General features: G+C 63.0%; 19 protein-coding genes and 1 pseudogene. 7 read left to right on the top strand and 13 right to left on the bottom strand.

Annotation, left to right across the window (positions count from 1 at the left end):
• Positions 1 to 14: 14 nt before the first annotated feature.
• Positions 15 to 1,196 (bottom strand): zinc-dependent alcohol dehydrogenase, encoded by a 1,182-nt coding sequence (locus VN856_RS23950; protein WP_325693867.1) that lies wholly within the window; start codon positions 1,194 to 1,196, stop codon positions 15 to 17.
• 292 nt (positions 1,197 to 1,488) lie between these two features.
• On the opposite strand from VN856_RS23950, the gene VN856_RS23945 reads away from it, so the two are divergent.
• Positions 1,489 to 3,000, top strand: coding sequence for an FAD-dependent oxidoreductase (locus VN856_RS23945; RefSeq protein WP_325693858.1), 1,512 nt, complete (start codon positions 1,489 to 1,491; stop codon positions 2,998 to 3,000).
• A 28-nt stretch (positions 3,001 to 3,028) separates the two neighbouring features.
• Here VN856_RS23945 and VN856_RS23940 read toward each other — a convergent pair whose 3' ends face one another.
• Entirely contained in the window at positions 3,029 to 3,478 is a 450-nt protein-coding gene (locus tag VN856_RS23940; protein WP_325693855.1) for an SRPBCC family protein, read from the bottom strand.
• Between the two features lie 38 nt (positions 3,479 to 3,516).
• Here VN856_RS23940 and VN856_RS23935 point away from each other — a divergent pair, with 38 nt between their 5' ends.
• A complete protein-coding gene (locus tag VN856_RS23935; protein WP_325693852.1) occupies positions 3,517 to 3,936 on the top strand; it encodes a hypothetical protein in 420 nt (139 codons plus the stop codon).
• Between the two features lies 1 nt (position 3,937).
• Here VN856_RS23935 and VN856_RS23930 read toward each other — a convergent pair whose 3' ends face one another.
• Complete coding sequence (locus tag VN856_RS23930; RefSeq protein WP_325693849.1) at positions 3,938 to 5,590, bottom strand: cytochrome bc complex cytochrome b subunit; 1,653 nt, start codon at positions 5,588 to 5,590, stop codon at positions 3,938 to 3,940.
• A gap of 53 nt (positions 5,591 to 5,643) precedes the next feature.
• Positions 5,644 to 5,832, bottom strand: a pseudogene (locus tag VN856_RS28940) (hypothetical protein); the annotation flags it as partial.
• Positions 5,833 to 6,283: 451 nt separating this feature from the next.
• On the opposite strand from VN856_RS28940, the gene VN856_RS23920 reads away from it, so the two are divergent.
• Positions 6,284 to 6,640, top strand: a complete 357-nt coding sequence (locus VN856_RS23920; protein WP_325693841.1) for a VOC family protein — start codon at positions 6,284 to 6,286, stop codon at positions 6,638 to 6,640.
• 16 nt (positions 6,641 to 6,656) lie between these two features.
• On the opposite strand, the gene VN856_RS23915 is transcribed toward VN856_RS23920, so the two are convergent.
• Genes VN856_RS23915 through VN856_RS23900 form a run of 4 tightly spaced genes read right to left on the bottom strand, consistent with a single transcriptional unit; the run spans position 6,657 to position 9,691 of the window.
• Positions 6,657 to 7,244, bottom strand: a complete 588-nt coding sequence (locus tag VN856_RS23915) for an SAM-dependent methyltransferase (protein ID WP_325693864.1) — start codon at positions 7,242 to 7,244, stop codon at positions 6,657 to 6,659.
• A gap of 29 nt (positions 7,245 to 7,273) precedes the next feature.
• A complete protein-coding gene (locus VN856_RS23910) occupies positions 7,274 to 8,038 on the bottom strand; it encodes a PIG-L family deacetylase (protein ID WP_325693838.1) in 765 nt (254 codons plus the stop codon).
• Entirely contained in the window at positions 8,031 to 8,975 is a 945-nt protein-coding gene (locus VN856_RS23905; protein ID WP_325693835.1) for an acyl-CoA dehydrogenase family protein, read from the bottom strand. The genes VN856_RS23910 and VN856_RS23905 overlap by 8 nt, the downstream gene beginning before the upstream one ends.
• Positions 8,972 to 9,691, bottom strand: coding sequence for a glycosyltransferase (locus VN856_RS23900; protein WP_325693833.1), 720 nt, complete (start codon positions 9,689 to 9,691; stop codon positions 8,972 to 8,974). Before VN856_RS23900 ends, VN856_RS23905 begins: the two co-directional genes overlap by 4 nt.
• Before the next feature lie 248 nt (positions 9,692 to 9,939).
• Between VN856_RS23900 and VN856_RS23895 the strand changes: the two genes are divergently transcribed.
• Positions 9,940 to 10,860 (top strand): MerR family transcriptional regulator, encoded by a 921-nt coding sequence (locus tag VN856_RS23895; protein WP_325693830.1) that lies wholly within the window; start codon positions 9,940 to 9,942, stop codon positions 10,858 to 10,860.
• Between the two features lie 62 nt (positions 10,861 to 10,922).
• Here the strand turns inward: VN856_RS23895 and tal are convergent, their stop codons facing one another.
• Positions 10,923 to 12,041, bottom strand: a complete 1,119-nt coding sequence (gene tal / locus VN856_RS23890; protein ID WP_325693827.1) for a transaldolase — start codon at positions 12,039 to 12,041, stop codon at positions 10,923 to 10,925.
• 137 nt (positions 12,042 to 12,178) lie between these two features.
• Positions 12,179 to 12,742: a hypothetical protein gene (locus tag VN856_RS23885; protein WP_325693824.1), complete on the bottom strand. Its 564-nt coding sequence runs from the start codon at positions 12,740 to 12,742 to the stop codon at positions 12,179 to 12,181.
• 418 nt (positions 12,743 to 13,160) lie between these two features.
• Between VN856_RS23885 and VN856_RS23880 the strand changes: the two genes are divergently transcribed.
• Complete coding sequence (locus tag VN856_RS23880; RefSeq protein ID WP_325693821.1) at positions 13,161 to 14,054, top strand: manganese catalase family protein; 894 nt, start codon at positions 13,161 to 13,163, stop codon at positions 14,052 to 14,054.
• A gap of 59 nt (positions 14,055 to 14,113) precedes the next feature.
• On the opposite strand, the gene VN856_RS23875 is transcribed toward VN856_RS23880, so the two are convergent.
• From VN856_RS23875 to VN856_RS23865, 3 genes are all read right to left on the bottom strand, one after another.
• Positions 14,114 to 14,698: a hemerythrin domain-containing protein gene (locus VN856_RS23875; RefSeq protein WP_325693818.1), complete on the bottom strand. Its 585-nt coding sequence runs from the start codon at positions 14,696 to 14,698 to the stop codon at positions 14,114 to 14,116.
• A gap of 81 nt (positions 14,699 to 14,779) precedes the next feature.
• Positions 14,780 to 15,058, bottom strand: coding sequence for a WGxxGxxG family protein (locus VN856_RS23870; protein WP_325693816.1), 279 nt, complete (start codon positions 15,056 to 15,058; stop codon positions 14,780 to 14,782).
• Positions 15,059 to 15,206: 148 nt separating this feature from the next.
• Positions 15,207 to 15,908 carry a GAF and ANTAR domain-containing protein gene (locus VN856_RS23865; RefSeq protein WP_325693814.1) on the bottom strand — a complete coding sequence of 234 codons (702 nt, stop codon included), beginning with the start codon at positions 15,906 to 15,908 and terminating at the stop codon, positions 15,207 to 15,209.
• Between the two features lie 420 nt (positions 15,909 to 16,328).
• On the opposite strand from VN856_RS23865, the gene VN856_RS23860 reads away from it, so the two are divergent.
• Positions 16,329 to 16,727, top strand: coding sequence for a heme-binding protein (locus tag VN856_RS23860; protein WP_325693861.1), 399 nt, complete (start codon positions 16,329 to 16,331; stop codon positions 16,725 to 16,727).
• A gap of 147 nt (positions 16,728 to 16,874) precedes the next feature.
• On the top strand, positions 16,875 to 17,713 hold an 839-nt coding region (locus tag VN856_RS23855; RefSeq protein WP_325693812.1), incomplete at its 3' end, for a glutathione S-transferase C-terminal domain-containing protein.

The raw sequence follows: 17,713 nt of genomic DNA, 5'->3' as shown, positions 1-17,713 counted from the left end.
GCTGATGCCGTCGGTCAGGGCCGGAGGACGATCTTCACCGCGCCGTCATCCTTCTTCTGGAAGATGTCGTAGGCGCGCGGCGCCTCGGCCAGCGGCAGAATGTGGGTGGCGAAGCTGTCGACGCCTAGCGGGTCCTCGTCGGTCAACAGCGGCATGATGTCGCCGACCCACTTTTTCACGTTGGCCTGACCCATGCGCAGCTGGACCTGCTTGTCAAACAGCGTGAGCATCGGCAGCGGGTCGGCCATCCCGCCGTACACGCCGATCAGCGAGATAGTGCCCCCGCGACGCACGATGTCGATCGCCGAGTACAACGCATCGAGGCGATCCACGCCAGCCTTCTGCATCATCGGCTTGGCCAACGCGTCAGGCAGCAGGCCGGTGATCTGTTGAGCCAGTTTGGCCACCGGTGATCCATGCGCTTCCATCCCGACGGCGTCGATCACCGAGTCGGTGCCGCGACCGTTCGTGAGATCGCGGACCACATCGGCCAGCTTGTCGCCCGCATCCTCCAGATCGATCGTCCGGATACCGCGGCCCTCGGCCCGGGCCAGTCGTTCCCGGATCCGGTCCACCGCAATGACCTCGTAGCCGAGGTGTGCGGCGATGCGTGCGGCCATGTCGCCGATCGGCCCGAGGCCGAGCACGGTCACTGAGCCGCCGGCGGGGATAGCGGCGTAGGAAACAGCCTGCCAAGCGGTCGGCAGCACGTCCGACAAATAGACATAGCGCGAGTCCGGTGGCCCTACCGGCACCTTGATGTGGGTGAATTGCGCCTGCGGCACCCGAAGCAGTTCGGCCTGTCCGCCGGGAACCGCGCCGTATAGCTCGGAATAGCCGAACAGGGCGGCGCCCATCCCTTGGTCGCGAACCTGCGTGATCTCGCACTGCGTGTAGAGCTGCAGGTCGCACATATAGCAACTGCCACAGGAGATTTGGAACGGGATCACCACCCGGTCACCGACCGCCAAGTTGGTGATGTCACGACCCACCTCGCGCACGATTCCCATCGGTTCGTGGCCCAGGATGTCGCCGGGATTCATGAACGCGCCGAGCACCTCGTAGAGATGCAGGTCGGACCCGCAGATGTTGGTCGACGTGATTTCAATGATCGCGTCCGTGGGCTCTTCGATAACTGGGTCAGGCACGCTTTCTACCCTGACGTCGCGCTTTCCATGCCAGGTGACCGCCTTCATGTGCATTGCCTCCTCAAGCGCCAAGTGCGCTGCCAAGCCCCGGCGTCCTCGCGAACGGCCGCCGATACCGGCGCGCGCGGAGCGCGAAGTCACAGACCTCAGCGTGGTACCCCGATGGAGTTCCCCCAAAACGCATATGCGTTTGTTCCCCGGGATATCACCGGAATTCCAAAGGGGTGCGGACAAATTCGGGTACCAGGGATCGTCGCAGTGACCGCCGCTCCGGGACATTCACTGACCGCGTCGGACAGCGCGCGTTTCCCCGTGGTGCTGCCGGGGTATCAGCAAAGGGGTGACTTCTTTATGGCTCAGTGACCGAGTCGAACAGCCTTGGGCTGCAAGCCAGCTTGACGACACCGCCCGCAGCGCCGATGTCATTGTGGTGGGCGCTGGGATCACCGGACTGATCACCGCAGTTCTGTTGGCTCGCGCCGGTAAGGACGTATTGGTGTTGGAAGCCCGCACGGTCGGCGCCTGCGCCACCGGAAACACCACCGCCAAGATCAGTCTGCTGCAGGGCAGCCACCTTTCGAAGATCTTGTCCAAGCACGGCAAGGGTGTGGCCCGTGCGTACGTGGACGGCAATCGTGAGGGTCAAAGTTGGCTATTGAATTACTGCGACACACATGATGTAGCGGTGCAGCATGAGGACGCCTACACCTATGCACAGTCAAGTAAGGGCGTCGAGTCAGCGCGCGCTGAGCTAAAGGCGTGCCGGACGGTGGACCTGCCCGCCACGTGGGAGGACGACGCGAAGGTGCCGTTTCCCTACCACGGTGGCGTGCGCCTGGCCGAGCAGGCGCAGTTCGATCCAATGTCACTCTTGGACGCGTTGGCCGTCGAACTACTCCGTAACGGCGGACGATTAGTCGAACAGATACGCGTACGGCGGGTCTCCGGTCACGGCAAAAGCGTGCGCGTCCACGTCAACGACGCCGCTCAGCGGGACGTGGAACTCTCCGCCGCGCAATTGGTGCTGGCCACTGGGATTCCGATCCTCGATCGCGGCGGTTACTTCGCGCGTGTCAAGCCAAGCCGGTCCTACTGCTTCGCGTTCAAGGTCCCCGGCGACATCACCCGGCCGATGATGATTTCGACCGACTCACCCACGCGTTCTGTGCGCTACGCGCCCGTCGCCGACGGTGAGCTACTGATTGTGGGTGGCGCCGGCCACACCGTCGGTCGCGAGAAGAGTCCTTCCAAGGCGCTCGATGAGTTGTCGTCGTGGACGCGCAAGCACTACCCGGGCGCCGAGCAGACGCATTTCTGGTCTGCGCAGGATTACACGCCGATCGACGACCTGCCATACGTCGGCCCCATCTTGCCGGGTAACGAAAAAATCTTTGTTGCAACGGGTTTCAACAAGTGGGGAATGACGAACGGCGCTGCTGCAGCGTTGGCGCTGTCGAGCCGCCTGCTGGGTGGGCGGATGGACTGGTCGAGTGCGTTCGCCAGCTGGAGCCCGCGCGAACTTTCCGGCCTGCGAACGGCCGTGCGATCCAATCTCCAGGTCGGATTTAATTTGACCAAGGGCTGGATCACCCCGTCGGTTCGCACGGGCCGTCGCAGCCCTACCGAGGGCGAGGGCGGCTTAGTGAGCGGCCCCCCTTGGCATCTCGAAGCCAGGTGTCGGGTCGCCGGTGTCGAGCACCGCGTCTCGCCGGTGTGCCCGCACCTGGGGGGAATCGTGAACTGGAACGACGCCGACGCGGCCTGGGAATGCCCACTCCACGGCTCACGCTTCGCCCCGGATGGCACGCTCCTCGAAGGGCCGGCTACGCGCGATCTGACCGCATCGGACTGAAGCAGCCGACAAATTCGATAATCCGACGCTACTCAACGGCGTCGGGGTCGTTTTGTTCGGCGATCATCGCCAACCGCCAGGTGCACTCCCGGTTGCGCGGCGCGACCCCCAGTAGCTGCACACTGTCCGGCACCCATCGCAGCGGAATGCTGGTGGCCAGCTCGCTCATCTCGATGCGGCACCCACCTCCCTGAACATCACTCAGCCGCAGCGTGATTCGTGCTGTCGCGGCCGGCCTCACCTTCGCCAGCAGGACAAGCTCCTCACCTGGTATACAGCTTTGCACAACGGTCTCGTCATCGATGACTGCCGGCCACGTTCCGATGGAATGCAAAATGCGAGCGCCGGATGCCGGCCAAGTCGAATCCACCGCACGGATCCGACTGTTGCCCACCACCCAGCCCGAGTATGTCCAGCCGTCGGCCAACACGTCCCACACCCGCTGACGGCTGGCGGCGATGTCTCGTGTCACGGTCATAGGTTGACCTTTCGTTCGGAGTGAGAAACTGCGATTCGGTGTCGACCGCTGGTGAGGGGATACCCGCAACGCAGGAAGGTACGCAGGCGAGTCGGCGCGATCCGAGCAATCCGGTAGCGTTAGCGTTGCTGGTGCTGATTGATAACCGGGTGGTCGGCTCAACCAACGTCTACGCCCGGGACAGGGAAGTATTCGGTGAGCACGCGGTGCGACTTTGGTCTGCATTCGCTGATCCGGCAGCGGTGTCGGTTTACAACACGCAGTTGCTGGTTGCGGTTGAAGTACGAGCAGAGCATTTGCAGCGCGCATTGGTGAGCCGGGCAGTAGTCGACCAGGCGGTTGAGGCGCATAAGCCAGACCGAGAACACCAGCTGGCGGCAATTGCTGAAAGCATCGTCGAGGAAACGGTGCGGCGCGCTCGAAACCGCCGCAGCAGCAGTCCAACCGGCGGCACGTAAGTTACACGTGCCGCCCGGTGTGGCCATTGGGTGAACCGTTGCCGTTGACATCGTCTTGGCGTTCCTTCAGCGCGGCGAGGGCTTTGCGGTCGGCGGCGTGCGCGGCTTCGGTGAGCGCGCGATCCTCGGCGGGCGGGTCGGCACGAAAGAAGCTGCCAGAGCCCGGTGAGCCTCCCGAACCGAGTTTGTTCATCTTGACCGGCACCGGCGCACCTTGGTATTCCAGTGGCAGCGGCTGGCCCTGATCGTCGACGGGACCGAGCGGTTGATGGACTTCGATGTAGGCACCGTGCGGCAGCCGCCTGATGATCCCGGTCTCGACTCCGTGGTCTAGAACCGCACGGTCGCTGCGCTGCAAGCTAATACACCACCGATAGGTGATGAAGTACACGATCGGTGGCAGCACCACCATCCCGATGCGCCCGATCCACGTCGTCGCGTTCAACGAGATGTGGAACTGGTACGCAATGATGTCGTTGAACGACGAGTAGGTCAGCACGGTGTAGAACGCAATCGCCATCGCACCGATACCGGTCCGAACCGGCACGTCTCGCGGGCGCTGCAGCAGATTGTGGTGCGCGGTGTCGCCGGCGAACCGCTTCTCCAGGTACGGATAAACCGTCAACAGGATGAAGACCAGACCCAGTATCAGCGCCACGGCTACGGCGGCGGGGACCGTGTGCTGCCCGATGTACAGCTCCCACGCCGGCCAGAGACGGATCAGCCCGTCGGTCCACATCAGGTAGAAGTCCGGTTGACTACCCGCCGCAACCTGAGATGGGTTGTACGGGCCTAGATTCCAGATGGGGTTGATCTGCAGCAGGCCGCCCATCAAACCCAGAACGGCGACAGTCAGCGCGAAGAAAGCACCTGACTTGACCGCGAACACCGGCATGACCCGCACGCCGACGACGTTGTGCTCGGTGCGGCCGGGACCGGGGAACTGAGTGTGCTTCTGAAACCACACCAGCGCTACGTGCGCTCCGATCAGGGCGAGCATGATGCCAGGGAAGAGCAAGATATGGATGCCGTACAGGCGCGGGATGAGGATGTCGCCAGGGAAATCACCACCGAACAGCAGCCAGTGCAGCCAGGTGCCGACCAGTGGGATGCCCAGCGTGATCGACGACAATGCCGCCCGAATCCCCGTGCCCGACAGCAGATCGTCGGGCAGCGAGTAGCCGAAGAAGCCCTCGAATATCGCCAAGATCAGCAGTATCACGCCGATGACCCAGTTCGCCTCGCGAGGCCGCCGGAACGCGCCGGTGAAGAACACCCGAGCCAAGTGCACCATGATTGACGCAGCGAACATCAAGGCAGCCCAATGATGGACCTGGCGGACGAACAGGCCACCCCGGACTTCGAAGGAGATGTCCAGGGTGGACGCGTAGGCCTTCGAGACTGCGAGACCGCGCAGGGGTTGGTAAACGCCGTTGTAGGTGACCTCGGTCATCGACGGGTCGTAGAACAGCGTGAGATAGACGCCGGTGATCAGCAGCACGATGAAGCTGTATAAGCAGATTTCGCCCAGCAGGAACGACCAGTGCGTCGGAAACACTTTGTTGAGCTGCCGGCGTACCGCACCCGACAGGTGATAGCGCGAGTCAATCGCATCGCTTTGAGCCGCAAAGGTATCGGCAATTTTCGTACTCATGATGTTCGCTCGCCGGGGTCCCGTTCCGAATGTCGAGAAGTGTCGTTCCGCTTCTGCTCGCTGCGCGCCTCGGCGCCACTCTGCCCGACATCGAAAGGAACGTCGGGAAACGTGCGGCCAACGTAGCTGCCGTCCTCGCCGTGCATGCCCGCGCGGGAGTTCGCTACACCGGGATCGGAAACTACATCAGCCTCACGCGTATTGCGGCTTCGCGTGTCGTGGGATGACTTCCTATCCTTGATATTTTCGACCAGGTGACCGGCCTTGCGCTTCGCCGCGTCTATCAACGTCACGGCATCTCCATTTCTGCGTGCGTAAATCACTGGTTGTGGTCTACCCGTGTTGCGGATCTCTCACACCTCAATCGATGCAAAAACGTTGCAGATGGGGCTTCCGGGACAGTGCGGAGAGGTGCTGGCGGTCGGCCATACCGCCCCAGCTCGCTCGTCGACGAGCGATCGTCGCCCCGGTCGCGCCCCGGACCCGTCGCTGCGGCGGGCGACTCCTAGGGCGGTACCTAGATCGGGGAGTAGCTCAAATCATTTGGGGTGTAAGCGGATACAACGGCCCGCGCGCCTACGAGGCCGTCACCGATCGCGCATCCGAGTGCTATCCGTGGGAAGAGGTTGGTGTGAGCGGCCGAATTGCGGGTAACCGCGCAATGTTGAAACAACGGATTCTGATGGAGGAATTATGGCAAGTGCAGTTGCAACGGTCTGGTTGCCAGTCGAAGACATGAGTCGAGCGGTTCAGTTCTACGGTCAAACTCTCGGCCTCACGGTGAAGAGCGAGAGTGATGACTGGTCGGAACTAGATGCCGACGGCGTCACAATCGGGTTGAACGCTCGCGAAGCAACCCATAAGGGAGGCACAGGCGGGGCGGTCCTTACGTTTCAGCCCGACGGCGATCTGTACAAGGAGGTCGCGCGGCTCTCGGAAGCAGGCGTGGAATTTGTCGACGAAGTCAGCTCGCACCCGTGGGGCCGCATCGCGTCGTTCAAGGATTCCGAAGGTAACGATCTCCAGCTTTATGGGCCGCCTTCGGAGTGACTTTGCACTTCGGCGGTCATGACATCGGAACGCCGGTGCGAGCGGCCACCGAATCGCCGCTGCTGGCATCAAACACGTCGATCGCGACGTCGGTGTCGCGGTAGCTGCCGATCAGGTGGAGTCCGGCGGTCGCGGCGACAACTTCGTTGACGTCATCACCCGACATCAGATAGTCGTCGACCGGGTGGCGCCAGTGACAGGCGATTACGGTCGCGCCAGAGGCCAACCGTGGACACTCGCGGTCCAGCACCTCACGAAGCGCATCCGGTGTCAAGTAGTAGCCGACTTCGGAGAGCACCAGCAGGTCGAAAGGCCCTGGCGGCCAAGGGTCGTCCACCGAAGCGCGCAGTAAGGTCACTTGCCTGCGCTCGACGGCAGCGCTCAGGCGCCGGCTCGCGCTCTGCAGCGCCGCGGCGGCGACATCGGTGGCCGTCACCCGAGTGCACCGCTGGGTCAAGAGCTCGGTCAACACCCCAACCGAACAGCCAGGTTCAAACGCATGCCGGTAACGCTGGTCCGGGAGCATGGCGAGGGTGATCGCGTACTTACGCTGCTCGTACCAGCGAGTCTCCAGCTCCCAGGGATCGGCCGAACGCGAGTACATCCGACGGAAGTAGTCGTTGGGCAGCCTGCTCACACGAACACCACCTCCCCCACCTCCAGCAGCCGGTGCACGACAGCGGCCGGTAGCACCGCGCCACCGTCGGTCCGTGGTTGAGTTTGGCTCGAGAAGGACTGCACGGCGAGCTGTTTCAGGGCAAGCGCTTCATCGGTCAATGCGGCGCGGCGGGCGCGGGCCCACGGCACCACGCTATCTCCGGGTCTGGCCCAATGCCACATCCACACCGGGTATTCGACGAACGGCGCGCCGGTGTTGGCCGCAGCGACAGCGGCGGCCCGCCCCACCGCCTCATGGTCGGGGTGGCCGTCGCCGCGCCAGGTTGCCGCGCACCACCTGCCGGCGGGGAAGGAGGCGAGCAGAGCGGTGATCCGCTCTGTGATTTGCCTTTCGTGGAGTTGCAACTCACCGTCGGGCATTCCCAGCCGAATCGGCTCCCTTGCACCCAGCACCGCCATTGCCCGGCGAAGCTCGGCCCGGCGCATGGTTTCCAGTTGGGCGCGACCGTCTGCGCCCAGCCCGGGATGCGCGGCACCGCCGTCAGAAACCGACACCACCTGCACGTCGATGCCGGCCGCACACAACATGGCCAAAGTTGCTCCCAGGCCGAGCGTTTCGTCATCGGGATGCGGCGCAACGATCGTCATGCCCGGGCAGGCCCCGATCTCCCAGGGCGCAAAGCAATGGTTCCAGCCGGTCCACAACTCGACGGGGGTGCCGCCGTCAGCGATCGCGCTGGCCTGCATCCGCGAACCGGTCGCCGACAACATTTCATCCATCGGCACGACCCGAGGCCGCCAGCCGGCCAAGCTCGGCGAGGTCACGCTCGGCGTGGCTTTGCCTGACGTACACACTGAGGTCGGCCACGGCGCGCGCGTGCTGTTCGTCGAGGCACAGCGGGCCCGGTCCCAGCGCCCGATCCGTCCGCACGAGTGCTTCGTCGACCGCGTTCTCAACTACTGCCCGTGCGCGTCTCGCCGTCAATTCCGCCCACCCCGAGCCATTGTGCGGATCGCCGTCGACCTGTTGGGCCGCCGCGCCTAGGGTGGCCTCCGCGCCGGCGATCGCCGCATCGATCGCGCCCAAGTGCGCCAGCAGGTGTCCGTCGGTCGAGCCGGCCGCGGCGCGCTCGTAGAGCGGTGCGGCCACCGCCCGGGCACCACCCAACCAGCACGCCGCGACACCGATAGCACCGAACCAGAAGCCCGGTCGGTTCAGGTAGTCGTCCGGCTGCCCGACGGGAATCGCCGCCGCGCTGTCGAATTGGACCGATCTGGTGTCGCTGTCGGCCATGCCCGCGTTACGCCAGATGCGCTCCTTTGGACGAGCGCCAGATCGGTCCACCGCGAACAGCCCGCGACGTCCGCCGCTGAGCTGAGCAGTTACCAACGCGTGCGTGCATAGTCCGGCGCCGGAGCACCACGCCTTGGTGCCGTTGAGGACTAGCGAATCGCCTGCGCCGCAGGCAGTCACGACCGCGTCGGGGGCTTCGGCGGCCCAGACTGCCCACAACTCATCCGTGCGCGGCCTGGGGCCATTGAGTTCGGCCAGGATTGCGATCGCGTCGGCATGGGCCTCGGCCAACCGCCCCGCGACCACGTCGATTTCAGTCAACTCGGAAAGGCGACGCCAGCGCTGTGCGGTTCGGCCCGACCCGGGCAGCGGTAACTCCAAGTCACCGGCGCGAAGCCAACGCAGGACCAGATCGGCAGTCATGATGCCTCGACTTTCCCATCCTGATCGCCCGAAACCTCTCGTGATAGCTCAGCGAGGTGATCGGCGAAGCCGCCGGGCGCGCGGCCGTTACGACGATCGGACGTCGCTACCGAGAGCTCGTCGTCCCAGAGCACACGGCAGCCGGCGGCTCGGAACCGGTCGACCAGATCGACGTCCTCGCCGCTGGCGAGTGCAGCGAACCCTCCGACACGCCAGTAAGCGTCGGCGTTGAAGCCCATGTTGGCGCCGTGAACATGGCGGCGTCGGGGCGCGTCGGCTGCGTAGCGCGCTTTGTAACGGTCAGCGACTTCCTTACAGTGATGGCGCCACTGGCCCACCCGCACCACACCCAGGACCATGTCGGCGTCAGTCCCAAGCTGGCGGAGCAACCAATCGCTGCCTACTTCGGTGTCGGCATCCGTCGTCGCATACCAGGTCCGCTCTCCAACGCTCCGCAGGACACATCTGGCATAACGAAATCCGGCCGCGCGCGCCGCGCCCACGTTTCGCTCGTCGACTTCCAAAAAATGCACATTCGATCCGAATCGTCCGGCAAGACTCGCGCTTTCGTCGTCGCATGCGTCGAGCACCACCACCACAGATACGGGTACCGCGACACCGGCCGCGGCGGTCCGGATCGCTTTCAGACACCTGGACAACACCGAGGATTCGTTGCAGGCCGGAACGACTACGACCGCACCGCGCTTGGCTGTCATTGCTGGTGAATAACCGTTGCGATCGAATTTGACACACCATGGTTCCGACCAAATAGCTCGGCTCGTCCCCGCGGCGATCCGGCCGGGCCCGGCGGATGGCGGCCGGGATGCGAGCTCGTCGGACCGGACGACGTGCGCGGGTAGTGGCCGATCGTCGGCGACAACGGCGTCGGTGAGCATATCCTGGCACCGTCGATACCCGCATACGGCAACGATTGTCGACACGGGGATGAGGATCAGTGAGTCGCATGAACAAGCGCGACGGCGGCCGGCGGCGCCGGGAGAACGCTGCAGTGGGTGCAGAGGCCGCGGACCGCAGTCGGGAAGACGGAGTGCAGTCGCAGGTGGCTCGGTATACCGTGCGGGCTGCCGCATTTCGGCTTGGCGTGCCGACCGCGACCCTTCGCAGTTGGAGTCACCGTTACGGTGTGGGACCGCTTGGGCACGCGCCGGGCAGACACCGTCTCTACAGCGAGACCGACATCACGGCGCTACGACACATGAATGAGTTGATCGCTGCGGGTGTCAACCCGCGCAGCGCGGCTAGCGCAGCGATGCAAACCCTCATTCCGTCGCCTACACAAACAATGACATTGCAGACGGCCCTGTTCGCGCTCGACGAACTCGCCGCGGCGCGTGTGATCGAACGTCACTTCAGGCACTATGGGGTGCTCGAAACCTGGAACTTGTTGATTCGGCCTGTCTTCGCCGAGATCGACAAACAGCAAGCCGGCGGTGAACGTTGCATTGACGTCGAACACTTACTGTCCTGGACGGTGGTGAGCTGTCTACAGCGCTTACCGATGGCGCCGACCGATACACCGGCGACGGCCATTTTGGCCTGCACCGACAACGACACTCACACCCTGGCGCTGGAAGCACTTCGCGCCGCGTTGTCCGAACGCGATCGCGCGGCATTGATGTTAGGCGCGTCAGTGCCCGTCACGGCGATCATCGATGCGCTCAAGCGCCGGAGTCAAACGATCCCGGTCGTGCTGTGGGCACAATCGGCTCGGACCGCCGACTTGGCCGCCGTCAAAGCAGTCCGAGCCGCACGCACGCGGGTTATGGTCGCCGGTCCAGGATGGGATTCGGTGCGCCTGCCGACCCGTGTGAGTTACCTGCGCTCGCTCGAAGACGCGGTTCAACGCTTGACGGCTTCCGACTAGAGCTCTCAATCGGATGGGCGTCGTGTCGGAGGTAATCACTCTTCGACTTCGCCTGTGGCACGTTATGTCGCAGCGCCGTCGAGCTGCTCTTGGGTCGCCTTCAGCAGCTTCGACCAGGCGTCCTTGAATTTGTCGACGCCCTCGTCTTCCAGTGTCAAGAACACGTCACGCACGTCGATGCCGATCGCGTCGAGGGCGTCGAATACCGTCTGCGCCGCGTCGGACGTCCCAGTCACGGTGTCAGCGGTGATCGTGCCGTGGTCGGCGACCGCGTCAATTGTCGCCTCCGGCATGGTGTTTACCGTGTTAGGGGCAACGAGTTCGGTGACATAAAGGGTGTCGGAATAATCGGGATTCTTGACTCCCGTCGATGCCCATAGTGGGCGCTGCACCCGAGCCCCATCGGCCTTGAGTGCCGTGTAGCGGTCGCCACGGTCAAACACTTCTTGATATGCCGCGTAGGCCAGTCGGGCGTTCGCCACCCCAGCGCGTCCGCGCAGCGCAGCAGCTTCGTCTGTACCGATCGCGTCGAGGCGGTGGTCGATTTCGGTGTCCACTCGGGAGACGAAGAACGACGCGACGGAGTGAATCGCGGATAGATCGTATCCGGCGGCCTTCGCTGTTTCCAGACCGGCCAGGTAGGCGTCCATCACCAGCTTGTGCCGCTCGACGGAGAAGATCAGCGTCACATTCACCGATATGCCTTGGCCGACCACTTCGCTGATCGCCGGCAAGCCATCTTCCATCGCAGGAATCTTGATGAACAGGTTTGGCCGCTCGACGATCTTCCACAGCTCGACAGCCTGGGCGACCGTTTTGTCGGCGTCGTGCGCCAAGCGTGGATCGACCTCGATGGAGACTCGACCGTCGATACCGTCCGAAGCCTCCCATTGCGGCGTGAGCAGGTCGCATGCCGCACGGACGTCATCGGTGGTCACCGCCCGGATCGCGGCCTCGACATCGGTGTCCTGCTTGGCCAGTTCGGCGATCTGAGCGTCATAGGCGTGGCCCTGGGACAGGGCGGCTTGAAAGATCGACGGATTGGTGGTGACGCCGACGACGCTTCTCGTATCGATCAAGCCCTGCAGGTTGCCGGATTCCAGTCGGCCTCGGGACAGGTCGTCGAGCCATACCGACACTCCGGCTGCAGAAAGTGCGGCAAGGTTGGGATTTTGAGCCATGAGTTATGCCTTCCATGGGCTGCCGCCCGGGAATCGTTGGACGGCGTCCGGTTATGACTGACACTGTTGGCAGCCAGAAGCGTTGCGCTCCAACGCTTCTGACTGTCGCTGAGCTGTAACACGATGCCGGTTTGGCGTTAGTTGCGTGCTCGGCGCGCGAGGGTGTTGGCGACTCCGGTGAGAACCTGCCCGGGACGTTGCTGCTCACCCTGTTGGGCGCCTAAGAACACGATGCTGCCGGTGAGCACCGGCAGCGCCCACTGCAAGTAACGCAGTTGATGTTGCGCGGCCGCGACATCGTCCGGGGTTGACGCCGACGGTTCGGTCGCGCCAGCCGCCGCATGTCCATCGCCCTGAGCGGTTTTCGCACCCAGAATGCCGCTGTAAGCCGTGGCGCCCAGCGCAGCACCAGTGAGCAGGATCTTGGCGACAGTGTTTCCGGTGACACCCGACTGGTGCTTCGCGCGGTGGCGGTTGGCGTAAAGCACGCCTCCGCCCCCGATCAGGTGCATGCCGATGGCTACCGCACTTACCGGGGCCCATTTCGCCCACCCCACCGCGGCCACGCGGGCCCGGTCTTTGGAGTCGCGAACGGCGGCCGCGGAGCCGTTCACACCGACCGCCCCCATCAACGAGCCTCCAAACCAGGCGGCGGCGCCGAGATCGTGAAGAGAGCGCACAACGGTATTGCGAGATGACATCTTAGAGTTCCTTCGAATTGGCAAGAGGCCGGAAGCCGGATCGGCTGTTCCGAGACAGCAGCGCTACTGGATCGAACGAACTGCTACAGCGCTGGATACACCACTTCGGGCTTCCTGAAACCCCCGACTCAATATTGCTGCCGTAGAACAGACTTCACAGCCGCAGTGGGTTGAGACCCTAACTGGTTCCTGCAAACCCCACTGGATCTCCTCGTGAAGTAAGGCATCCTGCGTCGTTGGAATCGATCAATGCCTCATCTGGAACGTTTAGCCGGGACTCGGATGGGTACGCATGACTTGCGACGCGCGGCTCTTCAGCCTTCCGCATCGCCTCACCGGTCGAACTACAGCACCTGGTTCGACGACTATCTCCGGTTCCCCTGTTTAGGATCCTCTTCAATGCCGCCTGGGAGGCGCAATGTTCGTCCACAACAAAAGTCTTCAATTCGAAGTCCGAGTCAATCAACCTGATCCGCGATTCGCATCGCTGATGTTAGAGCAGTTCGGCGGGGCCAACGGCGAACTCACCGCTGCCTTGCAGTACTTCACCCAGGCCTTCGTGCTGCGGGAGAAGAACCCCAAGATGTACGACCTTTTCATGGATATCGCCACCGAAGAACTCAGCCATCTCGAAATGGTTGGCTCGATGATCACTATGCTGCTGGACGGGCTCAACGACGATCTCAAAATGGCTAACCAGAAATGCGACTGGATGCCGGCGGTGGCCACACCGGACGGTCGCGAACAAGCAATCCACCAGGTCGCGGTCAGCCCATTGTTCTTGACGCTCAGTGGTGGCGGACCAGACATCAAGGACTCGGCCGGCAACCCCTGGGCGAGCACCTTTATCAACGCGAACGGCGACCCGGCCGTGGATCTGCGCAGTAACCTCGCGGCAGAATCGCGGGCGAAAGTCGTCTACGAGTACCTCAAGCAATTCACCGACGATCCCAGCGTGCAGGATTCGTTGACATTCTTGATGACTCGCGAGGTCGCTCACTACCAGCAGTTCACCGCCGCCCTCAACGAACTTCCGGTGAACTTCCCTCCCGGCAAGCTCCCAGGCGACCCTCGATTCCAGAATGTCGCGTTCAACATGTCCAACGGCGGAGATAGCGTGCGCGGGCCCTGGAATAAGGGCCAAGGTCCATGGCCAGAGGGTATGGAGTGGGAATACATCGAGAAACCCGAACAACAATGGCTGGGCACCGATATCAGCCAAAACAAAGGCGCCGAGCAGAACCCCACGGGTTCACCCGATGTGGCGGGCGATAAGGCTTTCACTCACGAACAGCATCTTCCCACAACATAATTGACAACGGCAGATGGCCGGCGCCGAAATATTTTCGGGCACCGGCCATCTGCTGTCTTTCAGTGGATCTGCGGGTCCGGCGGGTTGTCGGCTGCGCGACCGGTGAAGGCGTCGCGCACGTGATCGATTGTCGCAGCGACCGTTCCCGTTGTCTTGAGCGCGATGGGGGTCGGCGGAGTGCCGGGGTGCGGGCGGGTGGGCGCGATCTTTTTGGCGCGCTCGAGCTTCTCCCCGAGCTTGATTAGCTCCTCACGACTCGCGGCGGCTTCGAACCGCGGAAACACCACGTTCTGCTCATAAGCAATGTGTTCGCGGCCGACCTTGACGAATTCCTGTAGCGCTTCCTGGTATTCGGTCTCACCCGGCTTGCCGTCAGCCAGGCGCTGCAATAGCAACTTGCCGTCCTGTTCCTGCGCAATCGCTTCGTCCGCGAGCGCATCTCCGTCTTCGAGCGCCGCGCGCACGGCGGGCCAGAAGTGCTGTTCCTCAATGGCTTCGTGTTGCGACTCGGCGATGACCAGATTGGTCACCATCGTTTCCAAGCCGCTCACCTGGGCGCCAGAGCCTGACGGAGCCTCGTCGAGCATCTCTAACATGCCCAACACGCTCTTGTGGTCCTGACGAAGAAAAGTCAACGCGTCCATACTATTTCCCTTTTCAAAAGTTAGTTGAACAGCCCCCGCCAGAGTGAAGCGCTGACGGGGGCTGTTTGAGAGCGGCAGATGCTAGACGCGCCCGCGAGTGGCCGTGGGTCCCGCGTCGACGCGGGCGTCGCTCGTGTTACGTCGTTTCAGTCCCGCCAGTCCAAACAACCCAAGCAGACCGAACATGCCCCACTTACCGGTGTTGTCGCTATGTTGATCGTTATTGGCATTGCCGTTGTCCGCCAACGTCGTAGTCGTCGACGACGGCGCCGGCGCACCCTCAACGGCAGCGGCGGCAAGACCTGCCCCGCCGAACAGCATTGCCCCGGTAGCTGAAATTACCGCAATGGACTTACGCATGATTACTCCTGATTTTGGCGCGCAGCGCCAGATAGGTGCGATGAGTGGAATTTGCGGGCCAGTCTGTTCTAGTCCCGACGAAGCGACGCGAATGCAAAAACTTCAGCGTGCCTTCTGCTAGTACCCGATCTGAGACTGCCGAAACGTTTTACTTGCCTTCACCGCGGGTGTTGATGACCCGCTGGGCGATTTCGGCGAGCTTCGTCTGAGTCTCCTGGGATATCCGCCGCAGCATCTCGAAAGCGCTCACATCATCGACACCGTAAGTTGCCATGATGATGCCTTTGGCTTGGCCGATACGGTCCCGGGTCAGCAGCGCGGCCTGCAGCTGCTCTCCTTGGCGCTGGGCCAAAATCGCGGTAGCGGCGTGCGCGGCGAGAATGGCCCCGGTGGTCTCTGCGTCGGTGTCCCAGACATCGGCCCGGTGACTGAACACGTTCAGCGCGCCCGCCGTGCGGTCCGCCGTGTACAGCTTGAACGACAGGCCACTCAACACGCCGAGCTCGACAGCTGCCGGTGCGAACTGCGGCCAGCGCGGCTCACTTCGGAGATCATCGCTGCGGACAATCGTGTCCTGAAGAGCGGCCTCAGCGCACGGCCCTTCGCTGAAGTCGTGCTGTAGCTCGTCGAGCTTTGCGACCAGACTGTCCGTTTCTGCGAGGGACTCGAACTCGCCGCCCTTCTTCACCAGCAAGACTCCCGCAACGTCAGCTCCCGGTATGAGCTCCACCACCGTGGCGGTCACACCGTCGAGAATCTGTTTGAGCGTGCTGGGCGCCGCTGTCGTGCGTGCTAGCTCGGCCATGCGCATCGCGAGCTCGTGCCTCGCGTTGGGATCCGAAGAGTCCATGTGAATCGATTCTGCCCGACGCACCCACCGTTGGGACCAACAGTGGAGAACTGGTCGACGGCAAGCGCGCGGGGTCAGGATCGGCCTGGAACTTCGACACTCGAATCACCACCCCGTCGTCGTCGCCACAAGCCCCTCGTGCTGCGTCCTCAGGTCACGGATGCGTCACGATCCAGGTCACGACTTCTTAAGCGGAAACGCTTGTTTCTAAGAAGTCCCGATAAATGAGCGGCAGATTCCGTCGCGCACTTCACAAATCTGGCCTGCTGGCGCCTGTACCAGTCGACCTAGCCTCTCGATAAGAGTCCGCACGTGATTTCTTGGCGCGTAAAGCTATGTTCGCTTCGGGCTACCCTGGATTCAGGGACGAGCAGTGTTCCCCGCTATCAGCACAGATCAATTCGAAGGACAACACTGATGATGAAAATCAGTAATATCCAGGCGCGCCGGCGCATCGCCGGGATCAGCGCAGGAATGCTCGCCGGGGGCTTGGCGATGGGGATCTCTGGGGCGCCATCGGCGATCGCAGCACCAGATTGCAGCCCCTCGGGTGTGAACACCACCGTTTCCTCGGTGACCGGCGCGGCGCAGCAATATCTTGCCGCGCATCCCGACGCCAACCAGGTCGTTATGGCCGCCTACGGCCAGCCCCGTCCACAGGCGGAGTCCGACCTTCGGAGCTATTTCACTTCGCATCCCAACGAGTACTACGACCTGCGTGGCGTTCTGGCTCCCATTGGTGACACCGAGCGGCAATGCAATGTGACGGCGTTGCCATCGAATCTGGAGTCGGCCTACCGCGAGTTCATGGCGGGCTGATTCTGCTCGCAGCGACCCGCCACGATGTTGTGGCGGGTCGTTCTGCTTTGAGGAATAGATCCGCGGGTTCGCGGTGGGGCACGTCGCGTCTGGTCGTGGCGGCGAAAGTCCTAGGCCAGGACCGGGCTTTTGGGGCAAGCTGGAATAATGGCTTCCTACATCGCCGAGGCCGGCGAGTTCACCCGCGACACCAAATACATCGAGACCCGGATCACCGCCGACGGTCGCGACGGCTATCCGGTGCAACCGGACCGGTACCGGTTGGTCGTCGCTCGCGCCTGCCCGTGGGCCAATCGCGCGATCATCGTCCGCCGATTACTTGGACTGGAAAGCGTGCTGTCCATTGGTTTTTGCGGACCGACCCATGACAAGCGCAGCTGGACTTTCGATCTCGACCCCGGCGGCGTCGACCCGGTGCTGAAGATCCCCCGTTTGCAGGACGCGTATTTCGCACGCTTTCCGGACTATCCGAAAGGCATTACCGTCCCGGCGATCGTCGACGTGCCGTCCGGAGCGGTGGTCACCAATGACTTTCCACAGATGACCCTGGATCTGTCGACTGAGTGGACTGCTTACCACCGCGACGGCGCACCGCAGCTGTATCCCGAGGCGCTGCGCGACGAGATCGACGACGTTGGCAAGCGGATCTACACGGAAATCAATAACGGCGTGTACCGGTGCGGGTTCGCCGGCTCGCAACAGGCTTATGACGCGGCGTACGACCGGTTGTTCACCGCGCTCGATTGGGTGAGCGACCGACTTGCAAAGCAGCGGTACCTTGTCGGCGACACGATCACCGAAGCCGATGTCCGGTTGTTCACCACATTGGCCCGCTTCGATCCCGTCTACCACGGACACTTCAAGTGCAATCGGAGCAAGCTCACCGAGATGCCGGTGTTGTGGGCCTACGCGCGAGACCTGTTCCAGACGCCGGGTTTTGGCGACACCATCGACTTCGTCCAGATCAAGCAGCACTACTACATCGT

Source organism: Mycobacterium sp., assembly GCF_035603715.1.
GTDB lineage: Bacteria > Actinomycetota > Actinomycetes > Mycobacteriales > Mycobacteriaceae > Mycobacterium.
This window is presented reverse-complemented; position numbering and strand designations above follow the sequence as displayed.

What these genes read in the sequence shown, in the direction of transcription:
- VN856_RS23950 (WP_325693867.1), bottom strand. Translation starts at nt 1,196, where the DNA reads ATGAAGGCGGTCACCTGGCATGGAAAGCGCGACGTCAGGGTAGAAAGC.
- VN856_RS23940 (WP_325693855.1), bottom strand. Translation starts at nt 3,478, where the DNA reads ATGACCGTGACACGAGACATCGCCGCCAGCCGTCAGCGGGTGTGGGAC.
- VN856_RS23930 (WP_325693849.1), bottom strand. Translation starts at nt 5,590, where the DNA reads ATGAGTACGAAAATTGCCGATACCTTTGCGGCTCAAAGCGATGCGATT.
- VN856_RS23920 (WP_325693841.1), top strand. Translation starts at nt 6,284, where the DNA reads ATGGCAAGTGCAGTTGCAACGGTCTGGTTGCCAGTCGAAGACATGAGT.
- VN856_RS23915 (WP_325693864.1), bottom strand. Translation starts at nt 7,244, where the DNA reads ATGTACTCGCGTTCGGCCGATCCCTGGGAGCTGGAGACTCGCTGGTAC.
- VN856_RS23910 (WP_325693838.1), bottom strand. Translation starts at nt 8,038, where the DNA reads ATGGATGAAATGTTGTCGGCGACCGGTTCGCGGATGCAGGCCAGCGCG.
- VN856_RS23905 (WP_325693835.1), bottom strand. Translation starts at nt 8,975, where the DNA reads ATGACTGCCGATCTGGTCCTGCGTTGGCTTCGCGCCGGTGACTTGGAG.
- VN856_RS23900 (WP_325693833.1), bottom strand. Translation starts at nt 9,691, where the DNA reads ATGACAGCCAAGCGCGGTGCGGTCGTAGTCGTTCCGGCCTGCAACGAA.
- VN856_RS23895 (WP_325693830.1), top strand. Translation starts at nt 9,940, where the DNA reads ATGAACAAGCGCGACGGCGGCCGGCGGCGCCGGGAGAACGCTGCAGTG.
- tal (WP_325693827.1), bottom strand. Translation starts at nt 12,041, where the DNA reads ATGGCTCAAAATCCCAACCTTGCCGCACTTTCTGCAGCCGGAGTGTCG.
- VN856_RS23885 (WP_325693824.1), bottom strand. Translation starts at nt 12,742, where the DNA reads ATGTCATCTCGCAATACCGTTGTGCGCTCTCTTCACGATCTCGGCGCC.
- VN856_RS23880 (WP_325693821.1), top strand. Translation starts at nt 13,161, where the DNA reads ATGTTCGTCCACAACAAAAGTCTTCAATTCGAAGTCCGAGTCAATCAA.
- VN856_RS23875 (WP_325693818.1), bottom strand. Translation starts at nt 14,698, where the DNA reads ATGGACGCGTTGACTTTTCTTCGTCAGGACCACAAGAGCGTGTTGGGC.
- VN856_RS23870 (WP_325693816.1), bottom strand. Translation starts at nt 15,058, where the DNA reads ATGCGTAAGTCCATTGCGGTAATTTCAGCTACCGGGGCAATGCTGTTC.
- VN856_RS23865 (WP_325693814.1), bottom strand. Translation starts at nt 15,908, where the DNA reads ATGGACTCTTCGGATCCCAACGCGAGGCACGAGCTCGCGATGCGCATG.
- VN856_RS23860 (WP_325693861.1), top strand. Translation starts at nt 16,329, where the DNA reads ATGAAAATCAGTAATATCCAGGCGCGCCGGCGCATCGCCGGGATCAGC.